The organism is Pantoea sp. USHLN256 (assembly GCF_037149875.1).
GTDB lineage: Bacteria > Pseudomonadota > Gammaproteobacteria > Enterobacterales > Enterobacteriaceae > Pantoea > Pantoea nemavictus.
The window spans coordinates 25,624-51,555 of record NZ_JBBCQO010000003.1; the positions used below are offsets into that span (position 1 = coordinate 25,624).

The following is a 25,932-nucleotide window of genomic DNA, read 5'->3' on the forward strand; positions in this document are numbered from 1 at the left end:
GCCATTCATGGCGACCACATCGTCATTACTGCGCGGTAGGCTTCACCATCGCAGTGGCGGGCTTATGCTGCGCCAGATATTGCTGCTGGAAAATGCACATGCGGATGGTGTTGCGGTATTCGCCGTTGATGAAAAATTCGTGCTTCAGTACGCCTTCCACCTCAAAACCCAGCTTGGTGTAAATGTGAATCGCCTTCTTATTCTCCTGATCGACAATCAGATAGAGTTTGTAGAGATTCAGCACCGAAAAGCCGTAATCCATCGCTAACTTCGCCGCTTTGGTGGCTAAACCTTTGCCCTGATGTGAAGGATCGATGATGATCTGAAATTCAGCACGGCGATGCACGTGATTAATCTCGACCAACTCCACCAGGCCGGCTTTGTGGCCGTCGTGCTCCACGACAAAGCGACGCTCGGTTTGGTCATGAATATGCTTGTCATACAGGTCTGAAAGCTCGACAAACGCTTCGTACGGCTCTTCAAACCAGTAACGCATCACGCTGGCGTTGTTATCTAATTGGTGCACAAAGCGCAAATCTTCGCGCTCCAGCGGACGTAACTTAACCGTCATACGGTGTTCCTTGTTGTTGAGTGTTGCTCCACGATGCGGCCCTGCGCCATACGCGCCGCGCGATCGCACATGTGATCGATCACGTCGGGATCGTGACTGACCAGCACCATGGTTAAACCATCTTTTTGCTTGAGATCGTTGAGCAGGTTGAGGATCTCGGCCTGGACCGACATGTCCAGCGCCGAGGTCGGCTCATCCAGCAGCAGGATCTTCGGTTCCAGCAGCAGCGCGCGCACAATGGCGACGCGCTGACGCTGGCCGCCCGAAAGTTGATGCGGATAGCGATCCGCCAGCGCCGGATCCAGCCCGACATGGCGGAAACCGGCATTAATCCGGTCGTCGATACTATCACGCTTCAGCATTTTCAGTGGTTCCGCCAGCGTGCGACGCAGACGATGACGCGGATGCAGCGAGGCATAAGGATCCTGAAACACCATTTGCACGTCACGGCGCAGCTGGCCGGTGAAAGCTTTGCCGGGTTGCACTGCGCTGCCTGCCAGCGACATGGCACCGCTCCAGTGTGGGTTTAACCCGGCCAGCACCCACAGCAGCGACGACTTGCCGCAGCCGGATGGGCCCACCAGACCAAAGCATTCACCGGCCGCGACCGTTAGCGACACGTCGTGCACCACGGTACGCAACTCGTACCCTTGCTTGTGCGACACGCTCAGGTTGGATAACTCAATCATAATTTCTCTCCAGCGCGGCGCGATCGAGTACCGGTAAACGTTCACCGTGGGTGGCTTTGCTCGGACGACAGGCCCACAAGGTACTGGTATATGGATGGCTGGCATTAGCCAGCTCGGCGGCCGGCAAGGTATCCAGCACGCGGCCCTGATACATCACCATCACGCGCTCGCAGTGTTCAGCAACCTGTTGCAGATCGTGGCTGATTAGCAGCAAACCCATGTTGCGCTGTTCTACCAGACGACGAATGAGCGCCAACACCTGATCGCGCATGGCATGATCAAGTGCCGACGTCGGTTCATCGGCGATCAGCAATTCGGGATCGGTAATCAGGGCGATCGCCAGCATCACGCGTTGTCCCATGCCGCCAGAGAGTTGATGCGGATAGCGCTTCATCAGCTGACGCGGATCGGGCAAGCCGACCGCATCGAGCATCTCGCACACTTTCTCCTGGCGCTCGGCACGGCTCAGTTTGTGGTGCAGCACTAGCGGCTCTTCCACCTGCCAGCCAATGGTGCGCGTGGGATTGAGCGCGTATTTCGGATCCTGCATCACCATCGCCACTTTACTGCCGCGCAGCTGGATCCAGTCGCGCTCGCGTAGGCTCAATGCATCGGTGCCGACAATCTGCAAACGGTCGGCCTGCAGCTGCAGCGAAGGCGATAGCAAGCCCATTAGCGAGCGGGCCGTTAGCGATTTACCGGAACCGGACTCCCCCACCAGCGCCACACGCTCACGGCCAATTTGAAAGCCGATGTTATCGACCAGCAGCGCATCATCGCTGCGGATGGTCAGGCTCTGTACGTCAATTAACAGATCATTTGGCATGGCGAGTATCCAGTCGGTCACGCAGGCCATCGCCTGTCAGGTTAAACGCCAGGCTGGCGAACAGAATGGCACCACCGGGCGCGGCGGCAACCCACCATTGGTCGAAAATGACTTTACTGCCTTCGGCCACCATCGACCCCCATTCAGCGGTAGGCGGTTGCACGCCCATGCCGAGGAAGCCCAATCCGGCGGCAGACAGAATAATGCCGCCGAGGCTCAGCGCGGCGCGCACCACCGCCGTTGGCATACACAGCGGCAGAATATGGCCAAACATCAGGCGCAAGCCGGTGATGCCCTGCATCCGCGCGGCAGCAAGATAATCACTGCGGCGCAGCGCCAGCGTTTCTGCACGCGCCTGGCGTGCAAACGGCGGCCAGCTGGTGAGCGCCAGCGCCAGCGCGCCATTCATCAAACCCGGACCGAGCATGGCCACCAGCGCCAGCGCGATCACCAGATTCGGCAGCGACAGGAAGATATCGGTGATGCGCATTAATACGCGCTCGGTCCAGCCGCCGACGTAACCGGCGGTGATACCGACCAGCAGGCCAACCGGAATGGTCAGCACCAGAATCAGCGATACCAGCAGCAGCGTCGGGCGTGCGCCGTAGATGACGCGCGACAGCAAATCGCGGCCAAAGCCATCGGTGCCGAACCAGTGCAGCGCCGACGGCGCTTGTAAACGCTGGGAGATGATCTGCGCATTGGGATCAAACGGCGCCAGCAAGGGCGCGAACAGCGCCATCGCCACCACAATCAGCACCAGCGTCAAGCCAATGGTGAGCGAGGTCATGCGGGCGCGACGGCGACGCGGGCGCAGCGTTTCCAGTTCAGAGAGTAGTTGAGTCATCGGGTCCTCGGATCGGTTAACCAGGTCAGGGCATCGGCCAGCGCATTGAGCAGAATGAAGCAGCTACCAATCAGCAGAGTTGAGCCGAGAATCGCCGGTACATCAGAGGAAAACAGTGCGTTAGTCATGTAGCGACCGACGCCCGGCCAGGCAAATACCGTTTCAGTCAATACCGAACCTTCCAGCAGCGTGGCGTAGGAGAGGGCGATAACGGTAATCAGCGTGCCCAGCACGTTAGGGAAAATATGGCGCAGCAGGATGCGGCCACGGCTGGCGCCCTTGGCGCGTGCCAGTACCACATACTCTTTGTTGCTCTCTTCCAGCAACGCAGCACGCAGCAGGCGCGTAATGCCCGCCATCGCCAGCAGACCAAGAATCACCACCGGCAGCCACAGATGGGCAATCGCATTGCGGAACATCTCGGGATCGCCGGACATCCAGCTATCAATCAGCACAAAGCCGGTTTTCGGCTCCAGCGTGTAGATCCAGATGTCGTCAAGCTGGCCCGGACCGGCCGACCAGTGCAGCACGGCGTAAAACAGCAGCAAACCCAGCAAACCGAGCCAGAACACCGGCACTGAGTAACCGAGTAGCGAAACAAAACGTGCGACGTTATCGATGATGCTGCCTGGCTTCCACGCTGCCAGCAGCGCTAAGGCAATGCCGAACACCGCGGCAAAAATCATTGCACAGGTTGCCAGCTCAAGGGTGGCAGGGAAGGTGCGCATCAGGTCGGCGCTGACCGGCTGATTGGTCAGGTGCGACAAGCCCAAATCACCGCGTGCCAGATGGCTGATGTAGCGCCAGAACTGCACCAGCACCGGCTGATCGAGACCGAGATCGTGGCGCACCTGCGCATAGGTGGCTTCACTGGCGTGATCGCCGGCGATCTGCTGCACCGGATCGACAGGCGACAGGTGCGACAGCATAAAAGTGAACGCTAACAAACCGATCAACGTCACCAGCAGCGACAGCAGGCTAGTGACGAGGTGGCTAACGCGTTGCCAGAGCGGCCGGGCGAACCCGGCCTGTGAAGCTGACACTGCCATTACTTAGAGACCTGCGAGTAATACACCATGTCTGGATTGATGCCTTGCACATAGCCTTGCAGATTGTCGCGCAGCGCAATCAGGTTTTTTGCCTGCAAGCCAATCACGTACGGTGAGTTCTTCAGCACTTCACGCTGCATCGCCTGATACAGCTCAACGCGCTTGTTCGTGTCACTCTCGGCGGTGGCCGCCAGCGTTTGCTTGTTCAGCTCTGGAATGTGCCAGTCAGAACGGTAAGCCACGGTTTTACTGCCATCTTCCGGGTTGTACGCGAAGGACGCGGCGTTGGTGTTGGGATCGAAATAGTCTGCGCCCCAGGCGTTCAGGGTGGCTTCGTATTTGTGCGCCTTCACGCGGGTGGAAACTTCAGAGCTCAGGCCCGGCTGCACTTCCACTTTCACGCCACCTTTGGCGAAGCTGCCCTGCAGCGCTTGGGCGATGTCGAGATACGGCGGTTGGTTGCTGGTTGAAAGCGTAAAGCTGACGTTGGTCAGGCCGGCTTTCTTGAGAATCGCTTTGGCTTTTTCAGGATCGTAGCTGTACGGCGTGTCGTTAATGGCACCGAGGAAACCTTTCGGCAGGAAGGTTTGATGCACGTCGAACTGGCCTTTCAGCAGGTCGTTAGCGATACCTTTATAGTCGAACAGGTAACGAGCCGCTTCCCATAGCGCCGGATTCTTCAGCACCGGATTTTCACCCATGTTGAACTGGATGTAGTAGAGCGATGCCATGGGGATCGCTTCGGTCTTCACGCCGGCTTTACCTTTCAGCGAGGCGATCTGATCCGCGCCGAGGTTACGCGCGATGTCTACATCACCCTGTTCCAGCAGCAGACGACGCGCAGCCGGTTCCGGTACGTTTTTGATCAGGATGTTTTTCAGCTTCGGTGCGCCCGCCGGGGAAGTCGGGTTGGCCGAGAGCAGAATCGCTTCATGCAGCACCACTTTGCGAATCTGGTACGGTCCGCTGCCGGCCGAGTGGGTGCCAAGCCAGGCGTGGCCAAAGTCGCCGTTTTTGGCATTCGCCTGCGCGGTTTTCTCATCCACAATTGAGGATACCGGCGCAGACAGCAGGCTCAGAACATAAGCCGGGCTGACGTTGGCGCTCCAGCTGATCTGCACATGGTTGTCATCGACCTTTTTCAGGAAGGTATCAACATTGTCTTTATTCCAGCCGAGCTGGGTAAGAATAAAGGAGGGATCGAGATTCAGTCTAACCACGCGACCGAGCGAAAAGATCACATCTTCCGGACGCAGCGGATTGCCGCTGGCGAACTGTGCGCCTTTGCGCAGTTCAAAGGTCAGGCTGCGATTATCGTCACCGGCTTTCCATGAGGTGGCCAGCGTGGGTTTCAAATCGGTAGGGTTGGTAGGATCAGACTGGACCAGGCGCTGATAAATGTTAGTGAATGCTTGCACCGTGGTGAGCTCAAAGCCCTGCGCGGGATCGAAGCTGTCGGCATCATCCGTTGACTGGGCAATAACCAAGGTATCTTTCGGCGTCGCTGCCTGAACAGAGAAGGCGGCTGCCAGCGATAGCACCAGCAGTGAGGGAATAATTTTTTTCATGTTGTTTCCTTGCCTAAAAAAAGTAACGCGAGTTTACGAGAGCGCAGCAGTGAAGAATAGTCAATTTCAGGCTATGCATATGCATTAATGATCTAAGTCGTGTGGTTCAGTTATAAGGCTGGCGGTAAGTGCAGCGCGGGTTACGCGGTACGCATAAATGCGTAGCCGACAAAAGCTCAGCGATAATTGTAGGGGCGCCATTAATGGCGATCGGAATAGTTAATATCAACTCAACCACAACGGAATTTAAATGAGTGTTGAGTTACAGATAATTAACTTTACTTCGTTACGTCCCGGAATATAATAGCCGCAATTTCAAAGCAGGAGAGTTCAGTTGGACAGTCACCCTTTTAGATGGCAACACAAGGCAAGCTGACGCGCGAACTTTTTTGTCGCTGCTTGCCAACACGGCGGGCAGCAATCCTCCTCTCTTCTGATGATTGTTCCCTCACAACGACACTGTAACGGGCCGAAGCTCGTGGGAACATCATCATGCACATGATTTTTAACACACTTTTCCCTCCGCCTCGATGCGCGCGCTGAACCTCAGCGTGCTGATTTACGCTGCGCGTTAGACAGCTCTTCGCTGTTCGACTGCGTGGTGTTTTCCCTCGTCATTATCTATTACTCGTTATTTAACGAGCGACTTTTTTCGTCTTTAATTTCCGGGAGGTGATATGGAAATTCCCGACAGGTTATTTTTAATTTAATAACGCATTGCCGTTAATTTAATTACATCCATTTTGTGTGCATGGCATGCAGGGATATCTATTGCCGTAAAACAGAGGAATGTCATCATGACTGACATGAAACTCAACCAGGACAAAAAAGCCTGGAATACCACACGTCCGCAGCGTCATAAAACGCCGCGCTACCTGATTGAAGATGAAGCCGGATTCACTGCCGATGAAACTCTGGTGCGCCTGCGTAGTGATGCGCTGGGCCTGAATGAGCGTGAAGCCGAGGCGCGCTTAGCGGTGTATGGCCGTAATCAGGTTGAACACGATAAAGCGCCGCCGGCGCTGGTGCAGCTGCTGCACGCGTTCAACAATCCGTTTATCTATGTCCTGATGGCGCTGGCTGCGGTGAGTTTTTTCACTGATTTCTGGCTGCCGATGCGCAACGGCGAGGAGACCGATCTGACCGGTGTTATCATCATTGTGACGATGGTAACGCTCAGCGGTTTGCTGCGCTTCTGGCAGGAGTTCCGCACCAATAAAGCGGCACAGGCGCTGAAGTCGATGGTGCGCACCACCGCGACCGTATTACGTCGTGAATCAGCGCAGCACGCGCCCAGCAAACAGGAAGTGGACATTGCTACGCTGGTGCCTGGCGACATCATCTATCTCTCCGCGGGGGATTTGGTGCCCGCCGATGTGCGTCTGCTGGATTCGCGCGATCTGTTTATCAGCCAGGCAATTTTAACTGGCGAATCGTTACCGGTTGAAAAATATGACGTTACCGGCCATGTCACCAGCAAAAGCAGCGGTGCCAGCGAGCAGGGCACGTCGCTGCTGGAACTGGGCAGCGTCTGCCTGATGGGTACCAACGTCTCCAGCGGCAGCGCTAAAGCAGTGGTGGTGGCGACCGGCAGCGAAACCTATTTTGGTAGCCTGGCGAAATCGATTGTTGGTAACCGCTCACAAACCGCCTTTGACCGCGGCGTTAACAGCGTGAGCTGGCTGCTGATCCGCTTCATGCTGGTGATGGTGCCGGTGGTGCTGCTGATCAATGGCTTCACCAAAGGCGACTGGCTCGACGCATCGCTGTTTGCGCTGGCGGTGGCGGTCGGATTAACGCCGGAAATGCTGCCGATGATTGTCAGTTCAAATCTGGCGAAAGGCGCCATCGCCATGTCGCGGCGCAAAGTGATCGTTAAGCGCCTGAACGCGATTCAAAACCTCGGGGCAATGGATATCCTTTGCACCGATAAAACCGGTACGCTGACGCAGGACAACATCATTCTGGAGCATCATCTGGATTGTGCTGGGGTGGAAAACTCACGCGTGCTGATGTTGAGCTGGCTCAACAGCCATTATCAAAGCGGTACGCTGAACCTGATGGATCGCGCCATTTTGCAGTACGGCAAAAACCGGGTTAGCGAGGCGGTTGGCGACAGCTACATCAAAGTGGATGAACTGCCGTTTGATTTTATCCGGCGCCGTGTCTCGGTGGTGGTGCGCGATCGTCGCCTGAATCAACAGATGCTGATTTGCAAAGGCGCAGTGGAAGAGATGCTGAGCATCGCTACCGCCGAGCGCGAAGGCAAACTGGTGCAGCCGCTGAACGAAACGCGCCGTGCAGAACTATTGGCGCTAGCACATCAATATAATGAGCAGGGTTTCCGCGTGTTGCTGGTGGCCAGTCGCGTGCTGGCGGAGCCGGGTTTGCAGCAGCCGTTGAGCGTGGCGGATGAGCAGGGATTGACTGTGGAAGGACTGCTGACCTTCCTCGATCCGCCAAAAGAGAGCGCCGCGAAAGCCATTAGCGCACTGCGCGACAATGGCGTCAGCGTCAAGGTATTAACCGGCGATAATCCGGTGGTTACCGCGCGCATTTGCCAGCAGGTTGGCATCGATAGCGGCGCGATCGTTACCGGCGACCAAATTGCATTAATGAGCGATGAGCAATTGGCGGCGGCTGCAGCACAAAGTTCGGTGTTCGCTAAACTCACGCCGCTGCAAAAATCACGTCTGGTGAGTACGCTGCAGCAGCTTGGTCACACCGTTGGTTTCCTGGGCGATGGTATTAATGATGCTCCGGCGCTGCGTGATGCTGATGTAGGGATTTCCGTCGATAGCGCGGCGGATATCGCGAAAGAATCTTCCGATATCATCCTGCTGGAAAAAGATTTGATGGTGCTGGAAGAGGGCGTGATGACGGGGCGCGAAACCTTCGGCAACATCATAAAGTACCTGAACATGACCGCCAGTTCTAATTTTGGCAATGTGTTCTCGGTATTGGTGGCCAGCGCCTTTATTCCGTTCCTGCCGATGCTGGCGATTCATCTGCTGATTCAGAACCTGATGTACGATCTGTCTCAGCTGGCGCTGCCGTGGGACAAAATGGACCGTGAATTCCTGCGTAAACCGCGTAAATGGGACGCGCGTAATATCAAACGCTTCATGCTATGGATTGGACCAACGTCGTCAATTTTCGATATCACCACCTTTGCGCTGATGTGGTACGTATTTGCGGCGAATACGCCAGAGATGCAGTCGCTGTTCCAGTCTGGCTGGTTTATTGAAGGCCTGCTGTCGCAAACGCTGGTGGTACATATGTTGCGGACGCAAAAGATTCCGTTTATCCAGAGCCGCGCTGCGCTGCCGGTACTGCTGACCACGGCCTGCGTGATGATCGCCGGCATTCTGCTGCCGTTCTCACCGCTGGGTGCCATGGTTGGATTAGTGCCGCTGCCGTGGTCCTACTTCCCATGGCTGGTGGCAACGCTGCTCGGCTATTGCGTCGTCGCGCAGGGCATGAAAATGCTCTACATCAAGCGCTTTGGTCAGTGGTTCTAAGACGATGGAGGTGACATGCGCAACAGAAATCTTAATAAGGTGGTCTTCCATCTGCTGCTGATGATGGTGGTCATCGTGGTGTTGACGCTGGTATTGCGTTAATCACATGAAGGGCAGGAAATCCTGCCCTTTTCTTTACTCTTCATCCGGTTGGTAATACTGCACGCCGATTTCAATGCGCTCGCGACCGCTGGCGACGCGATGGCGATTGCTGTCGCGCAGCGAATAGATGCAGCCGCAATACTCCTGCTGATAGAAACGTTCGCGCTTGCTGATCTCAATCATGCGTGACGATCCGCCGCCTTTACGCCAGTTAAATTGCCAATAAAGCATATCGGGATAATGTGCAGCCGCACGCACGCCGCAATCGTTAATCTGCTGCATGTTCTTCCAGCGCGAAATGCCAAGTGAACTGGTGATCACCGGAAAACCGTTTTCATGTGCATACAGCGCGGTGCGCTCGAAACGCATATCGAAACACATGGTGCAGCGCACGCCGCGTTCCGGTTCCCACTCCATGCCGCGTGCGCGCGCAAACCAATTGTCTTTGTCGTAATCGGCATCCACAAAAGGGACGCCAAACTGCTCGGCAAAGCGGATATTCTCCTCTTTACGCAGTTCGTACTCTTTCAGCGGATGAATGTTTGGGTTGTAGAAGAAAATGGTGTAATCAATGCCGGAAGCCAGCATCGCTTCCATCACTTCGCCCGAGCAGGGCGCACAGCACGAGTGCAGCAGTACTTTATTGTGACCGTTGGGTAAAGGGAGCGGCTGGCGTGTGAAGGTATCAGACATAAGAATTATTGGTTAATAGAGTGTTGCGTAAAGTCTAAGGTGATTAGGCTGAAGATGCAAAATTGACGAAAACGGGGCAATAAAAAAGGCCGCAAGCGCGGCCTCTGGATTGGGCAAAGAGCGTTATTCAGTCACTTTCTTTTTCAGATCGCTGGCACCTTCTTTGGTTTTATTCCAGCCTTTCTGCGTGCCTTCTTTCGTGGCATCCCAACCTTTCTCGGAACCTTCTTTAGTATTGTTCCAGGCTTTTTGCGTGCCTTCGCTCGCTTTGCTGCTCAGATTATCGCTTTTGCCTTCAGCAGCATGTTTAGCTTTCAGCTGCTGCTCTTTACCTTCGTTCTGCGCCTGATGCAGTTTTTCTTTAGCGGTGTTAGCACCGGCTTGCGCGTTAGCGACGGTGTCATCAGTAGCATGTGTAGTGGCAGCAAAAGCCGAAGAAGCCAACAGAAGAGCCGATACTGCAATAATTGTCTTTTTCATAATTCCCTCTTTCTTGAAATATGTCGTCTCAGGTATTCATCCTGGCATAAGCCACGATGGAAAGATTTAAGAATAAACCAGGAATGAAAAAGGTCTAGTTTCGCTGGTGAAATCACCTGCAGATAGCATTTTAAGCCGTTGGCATTTACAGGAGGCAAGCACAAATGACGTGCTTTACGTTCAGCAACAAAGATTAAGCTTGCATGCCAACGTTACCCCGCGCTGAATGGTTGTACTGTCATCACTTATCCTCAGTGGGATCTGCTCGACTAGCTCACCTAAAATCTGGAGCAACTTTTACTCATCGTCACGCTCTTTGGCGGCCCGCTGACGGGCATAAAACTCATCTTCTGCGGCGATGATTTCGTCCATCAACGAATCAACATCTACGCTATGCAACTCTTCGGTAAACTGGCCGGTTAACGGTGTTTCTGGCGTTAATTTTCCATCTTCGTACAGCTGCCAGATCTCTTTCGCATAGCGGGTTTGCAGTATCTGCGGGGCAAACTGGCCGTAGTAAGCGGTAATATTATTGACGTCGCGCTCAAACATGGATTCGGCGTGATTATTAGCGGCGGCGTCGACAGCTTGTGGCAGGTCGATGATCACTGGCCCGTTCGCGTCCTGTAACACGTTAAACTCTGACAGGTCACCATGAACAATGCCGGCACACAGCATGCGCACGATGTTGCGGATCATGGTTGCGAAATCAACAGCGGCATCCTCTGCCGAAAGCATCACGTCACTCAGACGTGGAGCAACCATGCCTTCTGCATCCGTGACCAGCTCCATCAACAACACACCGTCGATGCAGATATAGGGTTGGGGAACGCGCACGCCAGCATTAGCCAGACGAAATAGCGCATCGACCTCCGCGCTTTGCCAGGTCTCTTCCTGTTGCTTACGTCCGAATTTCGAGCCCTTTTGCATGGCACGCGTATTACGCGAGTTACGGACTTTACGTCCTTCCTGATAATTCACCGCCTGCTTAAAGCTTCTCTGCGTGGCTTCTTTGTACACTTTGGCACATTGAATTTTACCGCCACTTAAAACTGTGTATACGTCAGCTTCTTTGCCGCTTCTAAGTCTTTGAAGTACTTCGTCGATCAAGCCATCATCGACGAGAGGTTGGAGTCTGTTTGGGATTTTCATTCCAGTCGCCTTGAAAGAGTACGAGTACAGATACAAAAAAGCCCGCAAGGCTTACGCCGTGCGGGCTCTTAGGACTTCATCGAATGACTCTGGTGTCATCGATGGAGAATTTTGGTGGGCTGGCGGAGTCTGAATAAGGAATATAACTTAATGAAAATAAAATGTTTTATTCAATTCAAGTTTCCTTCGTATACCTAAACGTATACCAATTCAGGAAAGTAACAAATAAAAAACTCGAAATTGGACCATCTTATCTCATCAGCGAAATCGCTGATTTAATATACTCTTCATGAGGTTTGAACTTCGACATATGCCGCACACACACAACCAGAACCCGCTGGCTGTGGAATTTAGCATAAAAGGCGTATGTGGTGTAATACCCTTTAGGATGCGAATACTTCAATGTACCAGCCTCGCCAAAATGTTTAAGTAACAAACTGGCGGCGGACAATGAAGTTAGCCCATTGCTATATGCGATGATCACCTCTGGCTTGCAAAGCGGCAGCGTTACATTCTCGAAGAAGCCCATGGAGTTTTTCACCAGTTGCTCAACGGATAGATTCTGCATCAATGCTTCCTTTTGGATGGATGCTGCATTTTGGGAGCACATCATAAGAGCGTTAGTGTAAACGACATCCTGCCAATCATAACCAAGCCCTACAGGAATTTGTTGCAACCTCTTCGCGAGGTGAGTTATTCCCCAGGCACCTTCGATTCCGTTCTGAACATTTGAGATGGTAGGGGACTCGAAATCTTTCTCAATGGATTGCGCGTTGGTAATGTGAGCATCTACGAGGGAACCATTGAATCCCATCATTATTACGCACTTTCGATCTGGAGGAGATGCTAAAAGTTCAAAGGCACTGTCGTAAGGCCTTCCTGGTAAATCGCTTAAGCCAAAGTCTGCTAAACCATCTAAGATGAATTTTTTTGTGGCTTCCATTTGAATCCCTTCAGTGAAAATAATCACTTCATAATACGTGAAAAAAGTTTTTTTTGGATTTATCCTTCACAATGTTCACCTTGTATTTTTTACAATTAAAAACAATGAATTAAGTGATGATTAATCCATGAATGGTGAGCTGTATCGTTCACCGCTGGTGAAGCATGGCCGCAAAAAAACGGCTTTCGCCAGTTCTGGGCAGTCATATTGCTGTTGGATCATCACATTTCGGTAGGCAGTCGCTGCTGCTTTCTACCCTCAGGTCAAGGTTGGTATGCATGCCCAGCTTCGTGCGTCGCTTCAAGTAGTGATGCCCGCACTCCCGCACTACGCCCTCAAACAGCAAACTAAGCATCTTAACACCTTGCGAATTCTTGTAGCAGCTGACCCCATCAAAGCCAGATATGCGTGATAGAGGTACAGCTTAGGCTATAAGCGGCTAGTGCTGGCGTTCCCCTCATAAAGCGAATTGATTCTGGCAAGGTAAAAAGGTAGCCGCAAAAATCGGCTATAGGATAGGCGCCTCACTTAATGCATATGAATTCTTCCGCATTCTGCTAGGACTGAGGAAGAACTTATGATTAGTGTGGCAAGCTGTAATTCTGCAAAACTGGCGCGTGTTAACGGCAAGCTCACCACTGATTTTCTTTTTCAGCTGCAAATCGTTCTCGTTTACTGGGATGATTTATAGTAGGCATAGGATAGGCAGGCGGCTCGATACGCTGCCGCTGCGGTCAGTGAAGCGCAGCGGGTGTTTGGTAACGGCAAGTATTATCACAGGAATGTACCTTGAATTAATGTCCCTGCATTTCGGATTGTCAGACACTACGTCTCTTCCGGTAATAACCTTTAGTACAGCTCTGACACCGTTCCATCTCCTGAAAGCGCAAACGTATCAGGGAGAGGTCAATCAATGCAGCGCGCTCGCAAATATTCCAACTTTTCGAAAGATGCAAACACCACCTCATCCGCTACTGCCATCATGGTAGCGATTTTCGCCATGACTAAAAACGGCGCAGCGATGACGCTGCGCTCCTTCACTTTGCGTCCAGCGGCATTTACCAGTCACTGTAAGAAACAGGCGCATGAGTTTTAGCGTTTCACTTCCTGCCGGGCTTACGTAATCGACAGTCCGCTTTGTGCCAAAAGCGGACGTTTCAAGTTTAAACATGGGCAGGTAAAAGTCTTTATTAGTCCGGTATACACACCCGGATACGGTGCCCGTCGGGATCTAACGCAACGAACGTCTTGCCAAAAACAGCCTGCCTGGGCTCCTGTTCTATCTGCACACCGCTTTCTAACCACTGCTGATATAGTGCATCAACTTCCTTAATATCTTTAACCATAAAACTCAGCTCAGTTCGGTTACCTTCACCGCAGGATGCAAAGTCACTCGCCGTTGTTGACCATAGTCCGAGGTTCAGGCCATTTTTGAAGGAAAAAGCCGCCCATGTTGGAAACATTACATCTGGTTCTTTATTAAATAGCTTTTGGTAAAATCCGCTGCTAGTGATTGGGTTATCAACATAAAGAATGATCAGGTTAGGAATCATGAGTGTTACTCGTCAAAAAGAAAGAGACTTCACTATCGCAGGGAGCATTGACAGAACATGTCAGCATCAGGACCGAAGCGTGCAGAGCGCCTACTCAATCTTTTACAGATTTTATATCAGCATCGATATCCGGTAAGCGGAAACTGGCTTGCTAAAGAACTCTCCGTCAGCCTTCGCACGCTTTACCGTGATATTTGCGCGCTACGTGCTCAGGGAGCTGACATTCAGGGAGAAGCCGGGACGGGGTTTATCCTCTCACGAAGCCATCATTTGCCGCCTATGATGTTTACCCCTGAGCAACTCGACGCACTGGCGCTCGGATTGCGTTGGGTATCAGTATATGGTGACGCAGGTATCGCAAAAGCAGCTTCTGAGGTTACGGGTAAGATCCGGCAAGGTCTGCCCGCAAAGTTAAAGACGCTGTTTGATGAATCGACACAATTAGTTGGAAGAACTCAGGTTGCCCATCACAATTTTGAAAATCTGAACTCTCTTCGAAGCGCCATCAGGAGGAGACAGAAAATCCGGACTGGTTATACAGACAGGCTGGGTAATGTGAGTGAAAGAACGATATGGCCTTTCGCCTTAGGTTACTTCTCTGGTGATATTGTGCTTGCGGCATGGTGTGAAAAACGTAATGCCTTCCGCCATTTCGACGCAACGCGATTAACATTTCTTCAGCTTGTGCCTGAAAGTTATCCCCATTCCCGTCATCGCTTACTCCAAATGTGGCGCAGTGCGGGTCTGGATAACACAATTCCCGGGCGTGCCTGAACTGAGTGCCAGTGTTCCAGGATATTTAGGCCTGCCCATATTTATGAATATGTCCGCGGACCTTCAGCTCAGTTAGCCAGCCCACCTTGTGCCAAAAGCGGACGTTGTTAAGGTCATGGAAGAATTAGCGGTTTCTTCGCCTGCTGATTTTACATCCACGCTTAATTTATGGATTATGGATTTCCACATGTTCTGAAAAGGATTTATACATGCGCGTCCTCTTTCCACCCAGGCTGGTTCCGGGAGATGCTATTGGAGTAACAGCTCCATCTTCTGGCGTACCTGAGCACCTGCACCCCAGGTTGGAACTCGCCATCAAAAACCTGAAGAAAAAAGGTTTCCAAGTCCGCGAAGGAAACTGCTTACGCTCGCAGCACAAAAATAAAAGTTCAAGTAAGAGTTCTCGCGCTGAAGAATTAATGTCTTATCTTACTGACCCAGAAATAAAAGCTGTCATGCCCCCTTGGGGCGGCGATCTAGCAATGGAAATAATTGAATTAATTGATTTTAATCTGCTAGCCAAGTCTGAGCCGAAATGGTTTGTAGGTTTTTCAGATCTAAGTACATTTCATTTTCCACTAACCACGATTTCGGGCTGGGCTACTCTGCATGGGCCAAACCTAATGGATCTTGGCGCTCAAAAGTTAGATGCCACCACTCAGGCTGTATGGGAAATTCTGGAATCGAATCGTGGAACTGTAATAGAACAATACTCTTCAGCTGCATTCCAGGCTGATGAAAATCAATGGGGGACAGCATCAGATGAAGGTTTTAATCTGACCCAAAAAACACAGTGGAAACGTCTTGATGGTGTTACATCTTCTCTTACCTTTAGTGGCAAACTGATTGGCGGCTGCCTTGAAATAATATCGAGGTTAGCAGGTACACCATTCGGGAATTTACCATTGTTCAAGGCGAGCAATAGCGCTGAAGGAGTAATTCTCTATTTTGAAAACGTGGAAATGGCTCCCTGTGAATTAACACGCGCATTAATTAGCTTACGATTACAGGGTTGGTTTGATAACTTAAATGGTGTTCTTATAGGAAGAAGTGCTGCACCCGGCATAAGCGACCCAACTAAACATAATTATCTGGATGCCCTTAAAGCCGCTTTTGAGAATGTTGCCGTGCCCGTACTGTATGATGTTGATATTGGTCATATACCTCCTCAAATCTCCCTGGTAAATGGAGCCGATGCGACGGTATTTTTTGCAGAAAATGGTAGTTCGGTAACTCAGCAGTTGTAGATAAGGTAGTTTTAATAACTAAGGCGGTCCTTGCGTTCTTTTGCTCTTAAGGTCCGCTTTTCGCTCATTGCGGACCTTGCTGGGCGCGTATTTCCGCTCCGTGCCAGGAACGGACGTTACTATAATTGAAGTTGGATACCCGAAAATGATTTCAGATGGCACTTTTTACATAATATCCGGCAGTCCAAAAATCATGGGAAAGAACAAATGCTGAAAGTGGCTACGCCTACTATTTAATGCAACTTCTGACAGGGTAAGAAAGACGGATTAGACCCAGCCATTAAAACGTAACGTTAATAAGTGGCTTACGAAGCGGCTTACCTTCGAGAGCTGCATAGCGGGGATCGGCTTTTGCCTCATCGGAGAATCTGACGCAGCCCGTCTCAATTTGCATATGGCCTTTATCAAGAAGCTTGTGCAAATCGGCCGCAAGGCAGACGCCGTTTTCTACACTTGAAGACCCTCCACTCGCGTAGCTGATAATATGTGCAGCTTCAAGCGCGAGTCGTGTACCTGAAATTGCGCATTGATTTTCCCAGTTGGTCAGGACTGCGCACCTGAATCGTCCCTGAGCTTGCCTGACTTCAGCCCGGGTATATTTTTTTTGACTGGAATAATGTGGTACGTCGAGCTTTTCCCGCTCAAGTTCACTCTTGTACTCAAGCCAAATCTCACCATCATCCATTTCATCAAGTTCATCGTCCGGCCAGCCAGCGCTTTGAAGTTTCTTCCGTGCAGCTGCGTAATCACGCACGGATTTATCAGAGAGATCCTTACGTCGCTCAAGCACGACGGTATATTTTCCTCTCTGGACGGGCGGAGTCCGATCGCCAATTTGCATCGACTCACCGCCTGAACTTGCAATTAAGTTCGCTCTCCAGGCAGCATGAAAGATGCGTTCGCCTACGTGTTTATTCGCTGCACCTGCACTGCTGAATCGCTCACCATCAATGTAAAACCAGTATCGTCTTTTACGCATCCTGTCGGCTTGTTCTGGTGTGTATCGCCTCGTCACAACGGTCTTCCTTAATAGTAAAAAATCGATATTGCATTCATAGTCTGATCTGAATAAATAGGGCGTTAAATTGCCGATCAGCGAAGTATTTCGCAATACTACACCATTGAAAAAACGTCCGCTGATCGCTCTTAGCAGACCTAATTTGCAGCAACACTAATCATTCCCAATCAGCCACAGTCGTCAGGCCCATAGCGCCGCTTCTGTGAGTTCGATGAAAGCTTAACGGCTCTACTTACAGCAAACGTAAGCAGATTACTGAAGATTGTCTTGAAGCCAGCGACGAGTGCCCTCAACATCATACGCCTTTGATCCGTAACCGCTTGCAAGCAGTGAATCTGGAAGGAATACATCATATTTTTCCAGGTACTTCTCCGGAACGTCTGCGGCGAGGTCAGCCTCGGTGGGCAGGCCCGAGTTCACCATATGTTTAAGCGCGTGCCTGACCGATGCCACGCTTGCGTCTTCAGCCTCAATCACACCGGCAAATGAACTGACTTTAAAGCCGAATCGCACGAGCAATGCTGTGATCGTATTGACGACTTTGTCCCCCATCCAGGGGAGCACGCAACAGTGCGGTCCCAAAGTGATAAAGTGAGCATCCTGCAGTTGGTAACGCCGAAAGTAGTTAAGGCCCTCTTTAAAGAGCGATCTTGCGGCGGCATCGGCATAGTCCACCCTCTGGTCACCAATCGCTATGCGGTAATCCCCTTCCATGTATATCGCAAGCATTTCCTGGCGAACAACATCGTGCACAGACATGCCTCCACCGCTGAACAGCGGTGGCTGGCCACCTTTGGTTGATTCGACGTAAATGACCTTTTTCTCTGCATCAATTTCGGTCACCTTCCAGCGAAGCCCACCAAAGATGATGTGCTGCCCTGGCAAAAGGGGTGAGTCTACCGGAAGTGTGCCAAGAATCCGGCTGCCTGTGACTATGCGAAACTCTTCCGGCGTATTGAATACGGCATAAAACGTATAGTGGTTGGTAAGTTTCTCGCCCTCAGCGCCTACAACGACCTCTCCGCTCGCCAGCTGCGTGAGCAGCCCGCATGCACCCATGTGTTTGAGCAGTATTTTGAAAGCGGATAAATCGATATTCCGGAACGGACCTTTTTGACAGAGCTGTAACCAGAGCTGATCCGCCCGAACCCCCCCCCACTGCGCGGTGATAGCGAGGATTTGATGCAGCAGCGTCGAGTAATGTTTCTGAGAAGTATCCGCTGGTTCGAACCATTGCTGCGAGATAGTGAGTCTAATCATTGCCATCGATTGAACCAGCTGCAGCCTCAGGTGGTCTATCATGCCACTTGTTGCTGTGAGTTCGCGTTCTGTAATGAGCATTCGCAGTACCGACGGAGTTCCACGCCGCCCTGAACGGCCCATGCGCTGACGCAGGCTTGAGACAGAGTGAGGAGGGGTAACCTGAATAACTGACTGCACCTTACCGATGTCGATACCCAATTCCAGCGTCATGGTACAAATAGCTGTAGTGGGCAAATCTCCTCGCTGTAATCGTTTTTCCAGCGTCTCGCGAAGTTCTCTGGCGAGAGAGCCGTGGTGGGGAAAGAACTCATTGGGGACGACCTTTTCCTCGCACATGTCGCTAAGCGTGGCAGCAATGCTCTCCGTACGCTTTCGGCTGTTGGCGAAGACCAGATGAGAATCACCACGGCAGAGCCTGAAGATGTCCGCACATACGCGCTCTTCAGCCGGCGCCTTTATCTCTTCGTCCTTGATGTTAACCGGCTCCAGATAGCCTTTGACCTGCACCTGAAGCATGGCCGAACTGCTGTTGTCCGTTATCGTTATGCACTCCAGCTGCCTGTCCGGGCGCAACTGTTCAGGCACTTTCTCCAGTTCGCCAAGTGTGGCGCTCAGCGCGACCCGGGGAACCGGATTATCGTGGCGACCGAGCACATGTTCAATTCTGTTCAGCAGAGACAATAGCTGCATGCCGCGATCTGTGCCAATGAACGCGTGAAACTCGTCAATGACCACATAGGCAACGGATGAAAATGCCTGCTTAAGCCAGCCCGATGAGTTAATCAGCAAAGACTCAAGCGACTCAGGCGTAATGAGAAGGATGCCGGAAGGATTGGCCCGGGCTTTCTGCTTTTTACTCTGAGGAACATCGCCGTGCCAGGGCGTCACCTTCATACCAAGCGCCTCGCCCAGACTTTCCAGACGACGATACTGGTCGTTGATCAGCGCTTTAAGCGGGCTGATATAGACGATGCCAAACCCGCCGGTAACATCAGCCGTTGCAGAGCAGGCTGGCAGAAAAAACGCCTCTGTTTTACCCGCAGCTGTACCGGCACTGATCAGCACGTCGCGGTCACCTGCTAAGACGGCAGGAATTGAGCTCTCCTGCAGGGGTCTTAAAGCCGGCCAGCCCTGCCGGTAGACCCATTTCTGAACACGGGGATCGAGGCTGTTATAAGCGCGACTCATAACCTGAAGCTGGCCAGGCCGTCATTATCTTCTTCGTCGTCAGAAACGGCGTCATCCATGTCGCTTGGTCTGTCATCCTCGATAGCAACGCCTGAGATTAACGACTGCCAGTTCATCGAACGGTTTTGCTCCAGAATGGCCAGCATATCCAGAAACCCCTTGATAGTATTGCGGGGGGTCCGGAAGTAAGCATCCCCGATAGTGTTACTGCAGTGGTGAAGAAAACCGGTGAGCGCATCATCCGAAACGAGATATTTATCCGTATCCCCACCAGCGTATACGTGACGGAGATTTTTTAGCAGTATGTAGAGCTCTTCAGGCGTCAGGCTTGCGAGATGCAGTGCTGGAGAGGAGTAATCGATGACACCAAAACGTTGTGCAAACCGATTTTCAGCCAGGCGAGACTGAAGCGCTTCATAACTGTAAAGGCCCTTGCGCGGGTCAAACAGGAATTCGGGTGTGCCACCGAGGATAAATCCAAGGTTTTCAGCGGAGCCCTGCAGGCAGTCATTCAGGATCCGCAGGATTTGCTCATAATTTGCCGTTCTCGCCTGCGTATTGTTCAGCTTATAGAGATTCACCATCTCATCCAGGCTGACCAGAAGTCCGGAATAGCCCGCCTGGCGTACGAAGAGACTCATCAGCTTAAGCGCATCATAGAATGAGGCGTCTGAAATAATAGTACGGACGTCCAAATCGTTTCGGGCATCTGTTTTCGTGGTGTATTCACCCCGCAGCCAGCGAATGGCATTGGATTTCAGCGCCTCATTATCCTGTTCATGCCCGCGCCAGAAAGCCTCAATGACTTTTGCAAAATCATATCCACCCACCATCTCAGTCAGCGCTTCCAGACGTCTGTGGATCACCGTAGAAACGGCAGAGCGGTCAGCATCCGCCTCTTTCCTCGCCTCCGTGACGAAACGCTCCACTACGCTCAGAAGCGCGTTCCCATCCGGCTTATTCCGGGTTGACATATTTTTCATCAGCTCAGAGTAAAGATTACGCGCTTGTCCTCCCGAAGAATGAATACGTCTGTCAGGGGAGAGGTCGGCACTGACAGTGACCAGTTTTTTCTCCAGTGCAATGGATCGCACAACGCTCATAAAGAAGGTTTTTCCCGAACCATATTCGCCGATGATCAGCCTGAAGCTGGCGCCACCGTCGGCGACCCTCTCAATATCCTGATGGAGCGCTGTAATTTCATTTATGCGTCCAACCTGAATATGCTGGATGCCAATTCTTGGCGTCACACCTGATTTCAGTGACTGAATAACGGCATCACGCTCTCTGGTTCTTATACGTGCTCCAGACATTTACACTTCCTCTAATTCTTCGGCAATTTCAAGGTCTACCCAGATATCATCTTCTGCATCGTCCAGTACTGGCGCATCGACCATTGCAAACGACCAGTCATTAATCACTTCAAGCGCTCCGCCCAGCATCAGGCCAAACTGCCCACAGAGATCGGTTGCTTCTTTGCGGGACCACTGTTCTTTTTCTCTCAGCTTTTCGTAAAGCTGACTATGAGCGAGGTCCAGTCCTGCCGTCTGTGGCTCTGGAGGGGGGGCGCCCTCGCGCGGCTCTAATTCGTCTTCTGTAAAAATCGTGCTGAGTAGTTTGCGCACGTCATCCGTAGCCGATTCATGTCGGGCCAGCACCCTGGCATCAAGAGTAAACTCCTGTGGAACTGGAGTTTTATGTGTGAAGACCTGTGCTGAGGGCTGTTCGTTCGTCGAATGCTGATGGATGATGCCGGATAGCGTGGAGGGATCGAGTCCTAGCCCCGAATAAATTTTTTCCAGCTGTTTGATTTCAGCGGCCTCGATGCGTCCATCTGAACAGGCCACGCTCACGATAAACTGGCCGACGGCTGCCTTTTCAGCAGGATTCAGCAACGCCAGCCTGTTTTTCATTCCCGTCATATTAGCCGGCGTGTGAAGCTGCCAGCTCAGATAGGCATGCAGGGAGCGCCTTTCATCTTCGTTAAAGTCCGGATTATGATCGATAGCGTTTTCCAGCACGGTCCGTTCTGACTGCTCTATGTTATTATCGATCATGGCCACAATCGCCCCCAGCCGCAGCATCATGACGGCTGAAGTGAATGCCGGTGTCGGAGAGATGCGGTGTCCGTCTCCTGCTGCATATAACACCAGCACACCGCCGACTTCAGACTTCACATGGTGATAAAACGGATCAGGTGCCATCCGATATCCCATTTTTGCGGCAAAAGCCTGCATCAGATCGATTTCTTTTTTATTTAATTTTGCCGGGATACCCGCCCCCATATGCTCCCAGAAATCGGCAACCGAGGTTAAACCTGCTTGACCCGCAATGACGCCATCAGCCCAGTTCCTGAATGCACTTAATGCTTTGCCTGCGCTTTCGTTGATGATTTCTGCTGGCAGTAACATAATCGCTGCAGTGTCGTTTTCAGAAGTATCTTTCCTGCCCAGATAACGACTGTAAGCATCCAGGTCTTCTGTACACACCTCTGCCAGTGTCACAATTTTCTGAATGGGACCTTTTAAGGAACTTGGATCAGGAAGATCGGCAACCGGGAGACGTACATTGCGTAGGCTTGGGCTGGCGGGCGCGTAATCAAGCCGCAGTCGTGTTTTGTTCGGCTTAACGACCATCCCGTCCCCAAATTTGAGGGTGTATCGCCGCTTGAAAAGCATCGCAAACTCTCTCGCACAACGACGGGCAGGGGTACGTATCGTGTATTCCGCATGATGTGTCACCCACGTAAGCGCCAGATCGGCTGACACGGGTATTCCTGCTTCTACCGCTTGTGCAAGTGAGAGCTTAAACATCATGCCGTTACTCAATCCAGACTCGTTGCCAGAAGCGGTATGGAGTTCAGTCTCCGGCCGCAAGATAGACATGGCTTCCAGCAACTGCGATGAGTAGTGACGGAAGGAGCGGTTTTCAAAGAATACCGACCTCAGCCGTTCAACCTCAGAAAACAGCGAGCAAAATTCAGCATCGGATATATTTTCATCTCTGCTGTCCACAAGGGCCCTTCTCTCCAACCCATAGAGGTAGATAAACACATATCCTACAGGGCATGATGCATCACATCGGTCACTTGCCAGCCAACTGAGATATGCGCCGCGAGACTCTGGAGTAAGGGAGCAATATTGCGGCCAGTAACCCAGAGAACCGTCTTCGTAATCATAGGAAACATGCTGAGTCTTTAGCGTGGCATCAATCAGTGATGCTTCACTCCCATCATTATAATTTCCACTAAGGCTTTGCCCCTGAGGCTTCATCCGCTGGCCGAAATACAGGAACCCGCCAGCAATGACGAGCCCACCTACAGAGATCTCATTACCCGGCAGTATCCACTGAGCGAGAACGCCGCTTTTCTTGGAACTAGCCTGTCGTGGAGCGGCAGAGATCCGGTACTCCACAGTCCGTCCCGTTGTCAGCGTAAATGTTGCAAGCGCATCGTCGTCACTGTCATCGTTTACCACATTATTCCCACTGTTTTTGTTATCCGTATTCCACGTACTGGGATACTCTTTTTCGGCTTTATATGAATTTGAATTGCCTGATTTTTGTTTTTTCTTTTTGAAAAACAATAAATAAATCAGATAAATTGCCGCTATGAATATCCATAATTCCATGAGCAATAACCTTTGAGTTAATTTGGCTGTGAGTTATGACGCAAGTAGATTAATCTTAAAATAATACTTCTATATCCCCAGGGTTAACACTAAATTCTTCACCTATCTAAGCTACTAATATTTATGAATAAATAATTAAATACATAAGCGAAGTCAGTATGATTTGCTGTAACCAAACTAATCTGGGAGCAACTATCGTTGTGAGGGGGTAAAATCTTTCTGGACTCCAGCTCCTGAGATGCAGCAGGATTTTTGGGGGTGTCACGGTGAGGAGATTCGAATTGCTATCTTCCGCCGTTCGTTCTCAGCAGAAATTAGGTTTCATGTGCTTGTTGGCTATGTGCATGAAGAGACTATGCCAGGTGAAGACTTCACGAGAGTCTCTTAGCAAAACCTCCATCTTCTAAAAAACCTATTACGTCCGCTTTTCGCTCTAAGCGGGCTTTGACTCGCGCGCCTGTTTGCGTTTTGCCAAAGCGGGCTTAATTTACTTTAAAGGTTAACTAACCGACAATTCGCAAAACCTTTTTGTGCATAAACCCTGGCAGAATCAATTTGCTTTTCTCTCAGCCCGCTATCCCTTCCAGCGTGACCGATGCTCCGCCGTAAACAATGACCAGTACGTTATCAGGAGTGTTAAACCTGATTTTACGGTCGTACAACAGTGAGAGTGACACGCCGCATGCCGGCTCAGTAAGTACTCGATGGTCATCGAGAAAGCGCCGGCAGGCTTGCAACGCTTCCTGGTCGGAAACCAGCATACTTCTGACATCCAGCCGTCTGGCCACATTGAAAACATTTTCGCACACCTGACTTGCGGCCAGCGTCGTGGCTATGCCGCTGACCTTATCAAGACGCACCAGCTTACCGGCATTAAGCGAGGCGTGAAGAGAGGCCGTGCCGTGGGTTTCCACGGCGTAAACCGAATATGGCCAAGCTGATGTTTCTCCAGCCCCTGAGCGATGCCGGACAGCATGCTTCCGCCACCAATGGAAAGGATCACCGCATCAGTCTTTACCCCTTCGCTGATGACCTCATCCACGATTGTGCTGATGCCCTCCCACAAAAGTGGATGATCAAAGGGATGCACACAGATGATGTCATCTGTCGCCAGTGACAGGGTGTAGTCGTTCGCCTCACTCCATACTTTCCCGTGCAGAATAAGCCTCGCGCCTTCCTGCTCGATAAGCTCTTTTGCCCTAGCAGACGTGCTTTCTGGCACCACGACAGTGACCGGCAACTCTAGTTTGCGGCCGCAATGTGCCACCGCTATGCCTGCATTGCCGCCAGATGAACTGATGAAGGCTGTTGCGCCCCTTTCCGCGTAGTGGCGACAAATATTCTCCGCGCTCCTGAGCTTGAACGATCCTGTCGGCTGGGAAGATTCCATTTTAAGCCAGACATGGCATTCGCAATGCTAACTTAAAGGCAGTGAATGTATAAGAGGAGTCCGGATACTTATTCCCATGAGTGTGTTCCTTAGGATTTCTTTTCCTGATAAACGGAAGCGTTTCAGTCTAAGAGACAGATTTATCATAAGGGGTACGAGCGTAAAGGGATGGATACAACGTCTAACGAAAGTACTGGTTACAGTTACGTCCTAACAAAGTAACGGTTCGTCCGCTTCTCGCTCACAGCAGCCCTTTCGCCCATGCATGGGGCAGTTTCGTGTAGAAGCGGGCATTTCAAATTCAGTGTGTTAAATTTAAACGCTGCTATCGTTTGCTTAAAACAGGAGTCCATAAGTGAACATCGACTGGCATAGTTCTTCATTAACACGTTCTAAAATCGTGGATAAAAATTATAAAAATACACAAAACGTTCGCCGTTTCATGGTGGATGTGTGTGGTGCAGACTTCCGCTTTGATCGCGAGTTTATGGCCTGGATAAGAAATGATGTACCAAAAAATTTGGGTGATGTAATTGATGAATTGAGACGCAGACATTCACTCTAAAGCAGGAGCGGCCTGTCTTCGCTGCCAGTGAGGAACGCTTCGGGCCGATCAGTGCCAGGAGCGGACGTTTAAGTAAATATAGAAAACAGCACAATCACAGGACCTGTCCATAATACTAACGCTCACCGGTGAACCATTCATCACGATCCTAATTCCCATAGTATTCGAGTGTAATATCCAGTTCCTGCACATTAGCAGGAAGAATGAGCCCCCACTCGGCAGCTAGGCTGCGCTCTTTAATCAAAGTGGAGGCACCATTTTCAGAACGGCCTTCAGTAATAAAGCTTTGGTAATAGTCTTCTGAACAATAGAGACAGATTTCGCTTGTAAACATATCGGGAAGGCATATTACTGCAGTAATCCGAGGACGATAATCCATGTATGTAGTTGCCATAATAAGATTTGAACAGGCGTTGATCATGGTCTGCGCACAAGCTGCCTTATCTCTAATCGTGCTGTACTTCCCCTGAACAAGATTGATCTCTACAGGGATTTTGAAATTCCAATAATGCTCATTTTCAGAAAATAGGGCCCGATCAGGGCAGTAAAAAGTATCAGCCCAACGGTTAAGGGCTTTCAAGCGGCGTGGAGTATTTCTGACTTTGGTTCGATGATCTCTGTTAAATCGTCTGCTCATATATATTAAAATTTTACCCTTCAGATGGTTTAGGCGGTATTTCAGTACAGGACCACACTCTATTTATATAGTCCAGATGATGGTTACGAATTATGTAACTATTCTTTCCCGATTTGAAATTACCTGCGGTCTGCTCTTCGCTTTCTGAGGGCCTTCAACTATGTTAGCTCGTCCTCTTCGAGCCCAGTCTGTGTGAAAACTGCTTTGATTGTTTAAACTACGAAAAA

21 protein-coding genes and 1 pseudogene are annotated in these 25,932 nt (G+C 51.2%); 5 read left to right on the forward strand and 17 right to left on the reverse strand.

What is annotated here, in order from left to right; all coding sequences use genetic code 11:
• Positions 1 to 25 precede the first annotated feature (25 nt).
• From speG to WFL93_RS09410, 6 genes are read right to left on the reverse strand one after another with little or no spacing between them, the layout of a single operon-like run.
• Positions 26 to 571, reverse strand: coding sequence for a spermidine N1-acetyltransferase (speG, locus tag WFL93_RS09385; protein ID WP_007886431.1), 546 nt, complete (start codon positions 569 to 571; stop codon positions 26 to 28).
• Positions 568 to 1,260 carry an ABC transporter ATP-binding protein gene (locus WFL93_RS09390; RefSeq protein WP_336777987.1) on the reverse strand — a complete coding sequence of 231 codons (693 nt, stop codon included), beginning with the start codon at positions 1,258 to 1,260 and terminating at the stop codon, positions 568 to 570. Before WFL93_RS09390 ends, speG begins: the two co-directional genes overlap by 4 nt.
• On the reverse strand, positions 1,253 to 2,086 hold the full coding sequence (locus WFL93_RS09395) for an ABC transporter ATP-binding protein (RefSeq protein ID WP_336777988.1): 834 nt from the start codon (positions 2,084 to 2,086) through the stop codon (positions 1,253 to 1,255). Before WFL93_RS09395 ends, WFL93_RS09390 begins: the two co-directional genes overlap by 8 nt.
• Positions 2,076 to 2,933: an ABC transporter permease gene (locus tag WFL93_RS09400; protein ID WP_336777989.1), complete on the reverse strand. Its 858-nt coding sequence runs from the start codon at positions 2,931 to 2,933 to the stop codon at positions 2,076 to 2,078. The genes WFL93_RS09395 and WFL93_RS09400 overlap by 11 nt, the downstream gene beginning before the upstream one ends.
• Positions 2,930 to 3,982, reverse strand: a complete 1,053-nt coding sequence (locus WFL93_RS09405; RefSeq protein WP_007886439.1) for an ABC transporter permease — start codon at positions 3,980 to 3,982, stop codon at positions 2,930 to 2,932. Before WFL93_RS09405 ends, WFL93_RS09400 begins: the two co-directional genes overlap by 4 nt.
• Positions 3,982 to 5,550: an ABC transporter substrate-binding protein gene (locus WFL93_RS09410; RefSeq protein WP_336777990.1), complete on the reverse strand. Its 1,569-nt coding sequence runs from the start codon at positions 5,548 to 5,550 to the stop codon at positions 3,982 to 3,984. Before WFL93_RS09410 ends, WFL93_RS09405 begins: the two co-directional genes overlap by 1 nt.
• A gap of 797 nt (positions 5,551 to 6,347) precedes the next feature.
• On the opposite strand from WFL93_RS09410, the gene mgtA reads away from it, so the two are divergent.
• Complete coding sequence (gene mgtA / locus WFL93_RS09415; RefSeq protein ID WP_007886136.1) at positions 6,348 to 9,071, forward strand: magnesium-translocating P-type ATPase; 2,724 nt, start codon at positions 6,348 to 6,350, stop codon at positions 9,069 to 9,071.
• A gap of 135 nt (positions 9,072 to 9,206) precedes the next feature.
• Here mgtA and WFL93_RS09420 read toward each other — a convergent pair whose 3' ends face one another.
• The 4 genes from WFL93_RS09420 to WFL93_RS09435 all read right to left on the reverse strand — a co-directional run bounded on the left by WFL93_RS09420 (position 9,207) and on the right by WFL93_RS09435 (position 12,441).
• A complete protein-coding gene (locus tag WFL93_RS09420; protein WP_007886137.1) occupies positions 9,207 to 9,866 on the reverse strand; it encodes an epoxyqueuosine reductase QueH in 660 nt (219 codons plus the stop codon).
• A 123-nt stretch (positions 9,867 to 9,989) separates the two neighbouring features.
• Positions 9,990 to 10,346, reverse strand: coding sequence for a hypothetical protein (locus WFL93_RS09425; protein WP_007886138.1), 357 nt, complete (start codon positions 10,344 to 10,346; stop codon positions 9,990 to 9,992).
• A 297-nt stretch (positions 10,347 to 10,643) separates the two neighbouring features.
• Positions 10,644 to 11,498 carry a PA4780 family RIO1-like protein kinase gene (locus WFL93_RS09430; protein ID WP_336777991.1) on the reverse strand — a complete coding sequence of 285 codons (855 nt, stop codon included), beginning with the start codon at positions 11,496 to 11,498 and terminating at the stop codon, positions 10,644 to 10,646.
• Positions 11,499 to 11,748: 250 nt separating this feature from the next.
• Complete coding sequence (locus WFL93_RS09435; protein ID WP_336777992.1) at positions 11,749 to 12,441, reverse strand: hypothetical protein; 693 nt, start codon at positions 12,439 to 12,441, stop codon at positions 11,749 to 11,751.
• Between the two features lie 913 nt (positions 12,442 to 13,354).
• Here WFL93_RS09435 and WFL93_RS09440 point away from each other — a divergent pair.
• Positions 13,355 to 13,537, forward strand: a complete 183-nt coding sequence (locus tag WFL93_RS09440; protein WP_336777993.1) for a hypothetical protein — start codon at positions 13,355 to 13,357, stop codon at positions 13,535 to 13,537.
• A 94-nt stretch (positions 13,538 to 13,631) separates the two neighbouring features.
• Here the strand turns inward: WFL93_RS09440 and WFL93_RS09445 are convergent, their stop codons facing one another.
• Positions 13,632 to 13,994 (reverse strand): VOC family protein, encoded by a 363-nt coding sequence (locus WFL93_RS09445; RefSeq protein WP_293797516.1) that lies wholly within the window; start codon positions 13,992 to 13,994, stop codon positions 13,632 to 13,634.
• Positions 13,995 to 14,051: 57 nt separating this feature from the next.
• Here WFL93_RS09445 and WFL93_RS09450 point away from each other — a divergent pair, with 57 nt between their 5' ends.
• Positions 14,052 to 14,768, forward strand: coding sequence for a helix-turn-helix transcriptional regulator (locus WFL93_RS09450; RefSeq protein ID WP_336777994.1), 717 nt, complete (start codon positions 14,052 to 14,054; stop codon positions 14,766 to 14,768).
• 209 nt (positions 14,769 to 14,977) lie between these two features.
• On the forward strand, positions 14,978 to 16,015 hold the full coding sequence (locus WFL93_RS09455; RefSeq protein ID WP_336777995.1) for a S66 family peptidase: 1,038 nt from the start codon (positions 14,978 to 14,980) through the stop codon (positions 16,013 to 16,015).
• A gap of 280 nt (positions 16,016 to 16,295) precedes the next feature.
• On the opposite strand, the gene WFL93_RS09460 is transcribed toward WFL93_RS09455, so the two are convergent.
• From WFL93_RS09460 to WFL93_RS09485, 5 genes and pseudogenes are all read right to left on the reverse strand, one after another.
• Positions 16,296 to 17,126 carry an HNH endonuclease gene (locus WFL93_RS09460; protein WP_336777996.1) on the reverse strand — a complete coding sequence of 277 codons (831 nt, stop codon included), beginning with the start codon at positions 17,124 to 17,126 and terminating at the stop codon, positions 16,296 to 16,298.
• A gap of 159 nt (positions 17,127 to 17,285) precedes the next feature.
• Positions 17,286 to 19,484, reverse strand: coding sequence for a DEAD/DEAH box helicase (locus WFL93_RS09465; protein ID WP_336777997.1), 2,199 nt, complete (start codon positions 19,482 to 19,484; stop codon positions 17,286 to 17,288).
• Positions 19,481 to 20,797, reverse strand: coding sequence for an ATP-binding protein (locus tag WFL93_RS09470; RefSeq protein ID WP_336777998.1), 1,317 nt, complete (start codon positions 20,795 to 20,797; stop codon positions 19,481 to 19,483). The genes WFL93_RS09465 and WFL93_RS09470 overlap by 4 nt, the downstream gene beginning before the upstream one ends.
• Positions 20,798 to 23,113, reverse strand: coding sequence for a tellurite resistance TerB family protein (locus WFL93_RS09475; RefSeq protein ID WP_336777999.1), 2,316 nt, complete (start codon positions 23,111 to 23,113; stop codon positions 20,798 to 20,800).
• A 566-nt stretch (positions 23,114 to 23,679) separates the two neighbouring features.
• A pseudogene (locus WFL93_RS09485) lies at positions 23,680 to 24,503 on the reverse strand (pyridoxal-phosphate dependent enzyme).
• A 355-nt stretch (positions 24,504 to 24,858) separates the two neighbouring features.
• Between WFL93_RS09485 and WFL93_RS09490 the strand changes: the two are divergent.
• Positions 24,859 to 25,068 carry a DUF6434 domain-containing protein gene (locus WFL93_RS09490; RefSeq protein WP_336778002.1) on the forward strand — a complete coding sequence of 70 codons (210 nt, stop codon included), beginning with the start codon at positions 24,859 to 24,861 and terminating at the stop codon, positions 25,066 to 25,068.
• A 148-nt stretch (positions 25,069 to 25,216) separates the two neighbouring features.
• Here WFL93_RS09490 and WFL93_RS09495 read toward each other — a convergent pair whose 3' ends face one another.
• Complete coding sequence (locus WFL93_RS09495) at positions 25,217 to 25,705, reverse strand: DUF3916 domain-containing protein (RefSeq protein WP_336778003.1); 489 nt, start codon at positions 25,703 to 25,705, stop codon at positions 25,217 to 25,219.
• Positions 25,706 to 25,932 lie beyond the last annotated feature (227 nt).

Bases quoted from the DNA above. Each gene is read 5' to 3' on its own strand.
- WFL93_RS09445 (WP_293797516.1), bottom strand. From the start codon at position 13,994: ATGATTCCTAACCTGATCATTCTTTATGTTGATAACCCAATCACTAGC.
- WFL93_RS09390 (WP_336777987.1), bottom strand. From the start codon at position 1,260: ATGATTGAGTTATCCAACCTGAGCGTGTCGCACAAGCAAGGGTACGAG.
- speG (WP_007886431.1), bottom strand. From the start codon at position 571: ATGACGGTTAAGTTACGTCCGCTGGAGCGCGAAGATTTGCGCTTTGTG.
- WFL93_RS09395 (WP_336777988.1), bottom strand. From the start codon at position 2,086: ATGCCAAATGATCTGTTAATTGACGTACAGAGCCTGACCATCCGCAGC.
- WFL93_RS09435 (WP_336777992.1), bottom strand. From the start codon at position 12,441: ATGGAAGCCACAAAAAAATTCATCTTAGATGGTTTAGCAGACTTTGGC.
- WFL93_RS09470 (WP_336777998.1), bottom strand. From the start codon at position 20,797: ATGTCTGGAGCACGTATAAGAACCAGAGAGCGTGATGCCGTTATTCAG.
- WFL93_RS09430 (WP_336777991.1), bottom strand. From the start codon at position 11,498: ATGAAAATCCCAAACAGACTCCAACCTCTCGTCGATGATGGCTTGATC.
- WFL93_RS09400 (WP_336777989.1), bottom strand. From the start codon at position 2,933: ATGACTCAACTACTCTCTGAACTGGAAACGCTGCGCCCGCGTCGCCGT.
- WFL93_RS09450 (WP_336777994.1), top strand. From the start codon at position 14,052: ATGTCAGCATCAGGACCGAAGCGTGCAGAGCGCCTACTCAATCTTTTA.
- WFL93_RS09495 (WP_336778003.1), bottom strand. From the start codon at position 25,705: ATGAGCAGACGATTTAACAGAGATCATCGAACCAAAGTCAGAAATACT.
- WFL93_RS09425 (WP_007886138.1), bottom strand. From the start codon at position 10,346: ATGAAAAAGACAATTATTGCAGTATCGGCTCTTCTGTTGGCTTCTTCG.
- WFL93_RS09475 (WP_336777999.1), bottom strand. From the start codon at position 23,113: ATGGAATTATGGATATTCATAGCGGCAATTTATCTGATTTATTTATTG.
- WFL93_RS09455 (WP_336777995.1), top strand. From the start codon at position 14,978: ATGCGCGTCCTCTTTCCACCCAGGCTGGTTCCGGGAGATGCTATTGGA.
- WFL93_RS09420 (WP_007886137.1), bottom strand. From the start codon at position 9,866: ATGTCTGATACCTTCACACGCCAGCCGCTCCCTTTACCCAACGGTCAC.
- WFL93_RS09410 (WP_336777990.1), bottom strand. From the start codon at position 5,550: ATGAAAAAAATTATTCCCTCACTGCTGGTGCTATCGCTGGCAGCCGCC.
- mgtA (WP_007886136.1), top strand. From the start codon at position 6,348: ATGACTGACATGAAACTCAACCAGGACAAAAAAGCCTGGAATACCACA.
- WFL93_RS09465 (WP_336777997.1), bottom strand. From the start codon at position 19,484: ATGAGTCGCGCTTATAACAGCCTCGATCCCCGTGTTCAGAAATGGGTC.
- WFL93_RS09405 (WP_007886439.1), bottom strand. From the start codon at position 3,982: ATGGCAGTGTCAGCTTCACAGGCCGGGTTCGCCCGGCCGCTCTGGCAA.
- WFL93_RS09440 (WP_336777993.1), top strand. From the start codon at position 13,355: ATGCAGCGCGCTCGCAAATATTCCAACTTTTCGAAAGATGCAAACACC.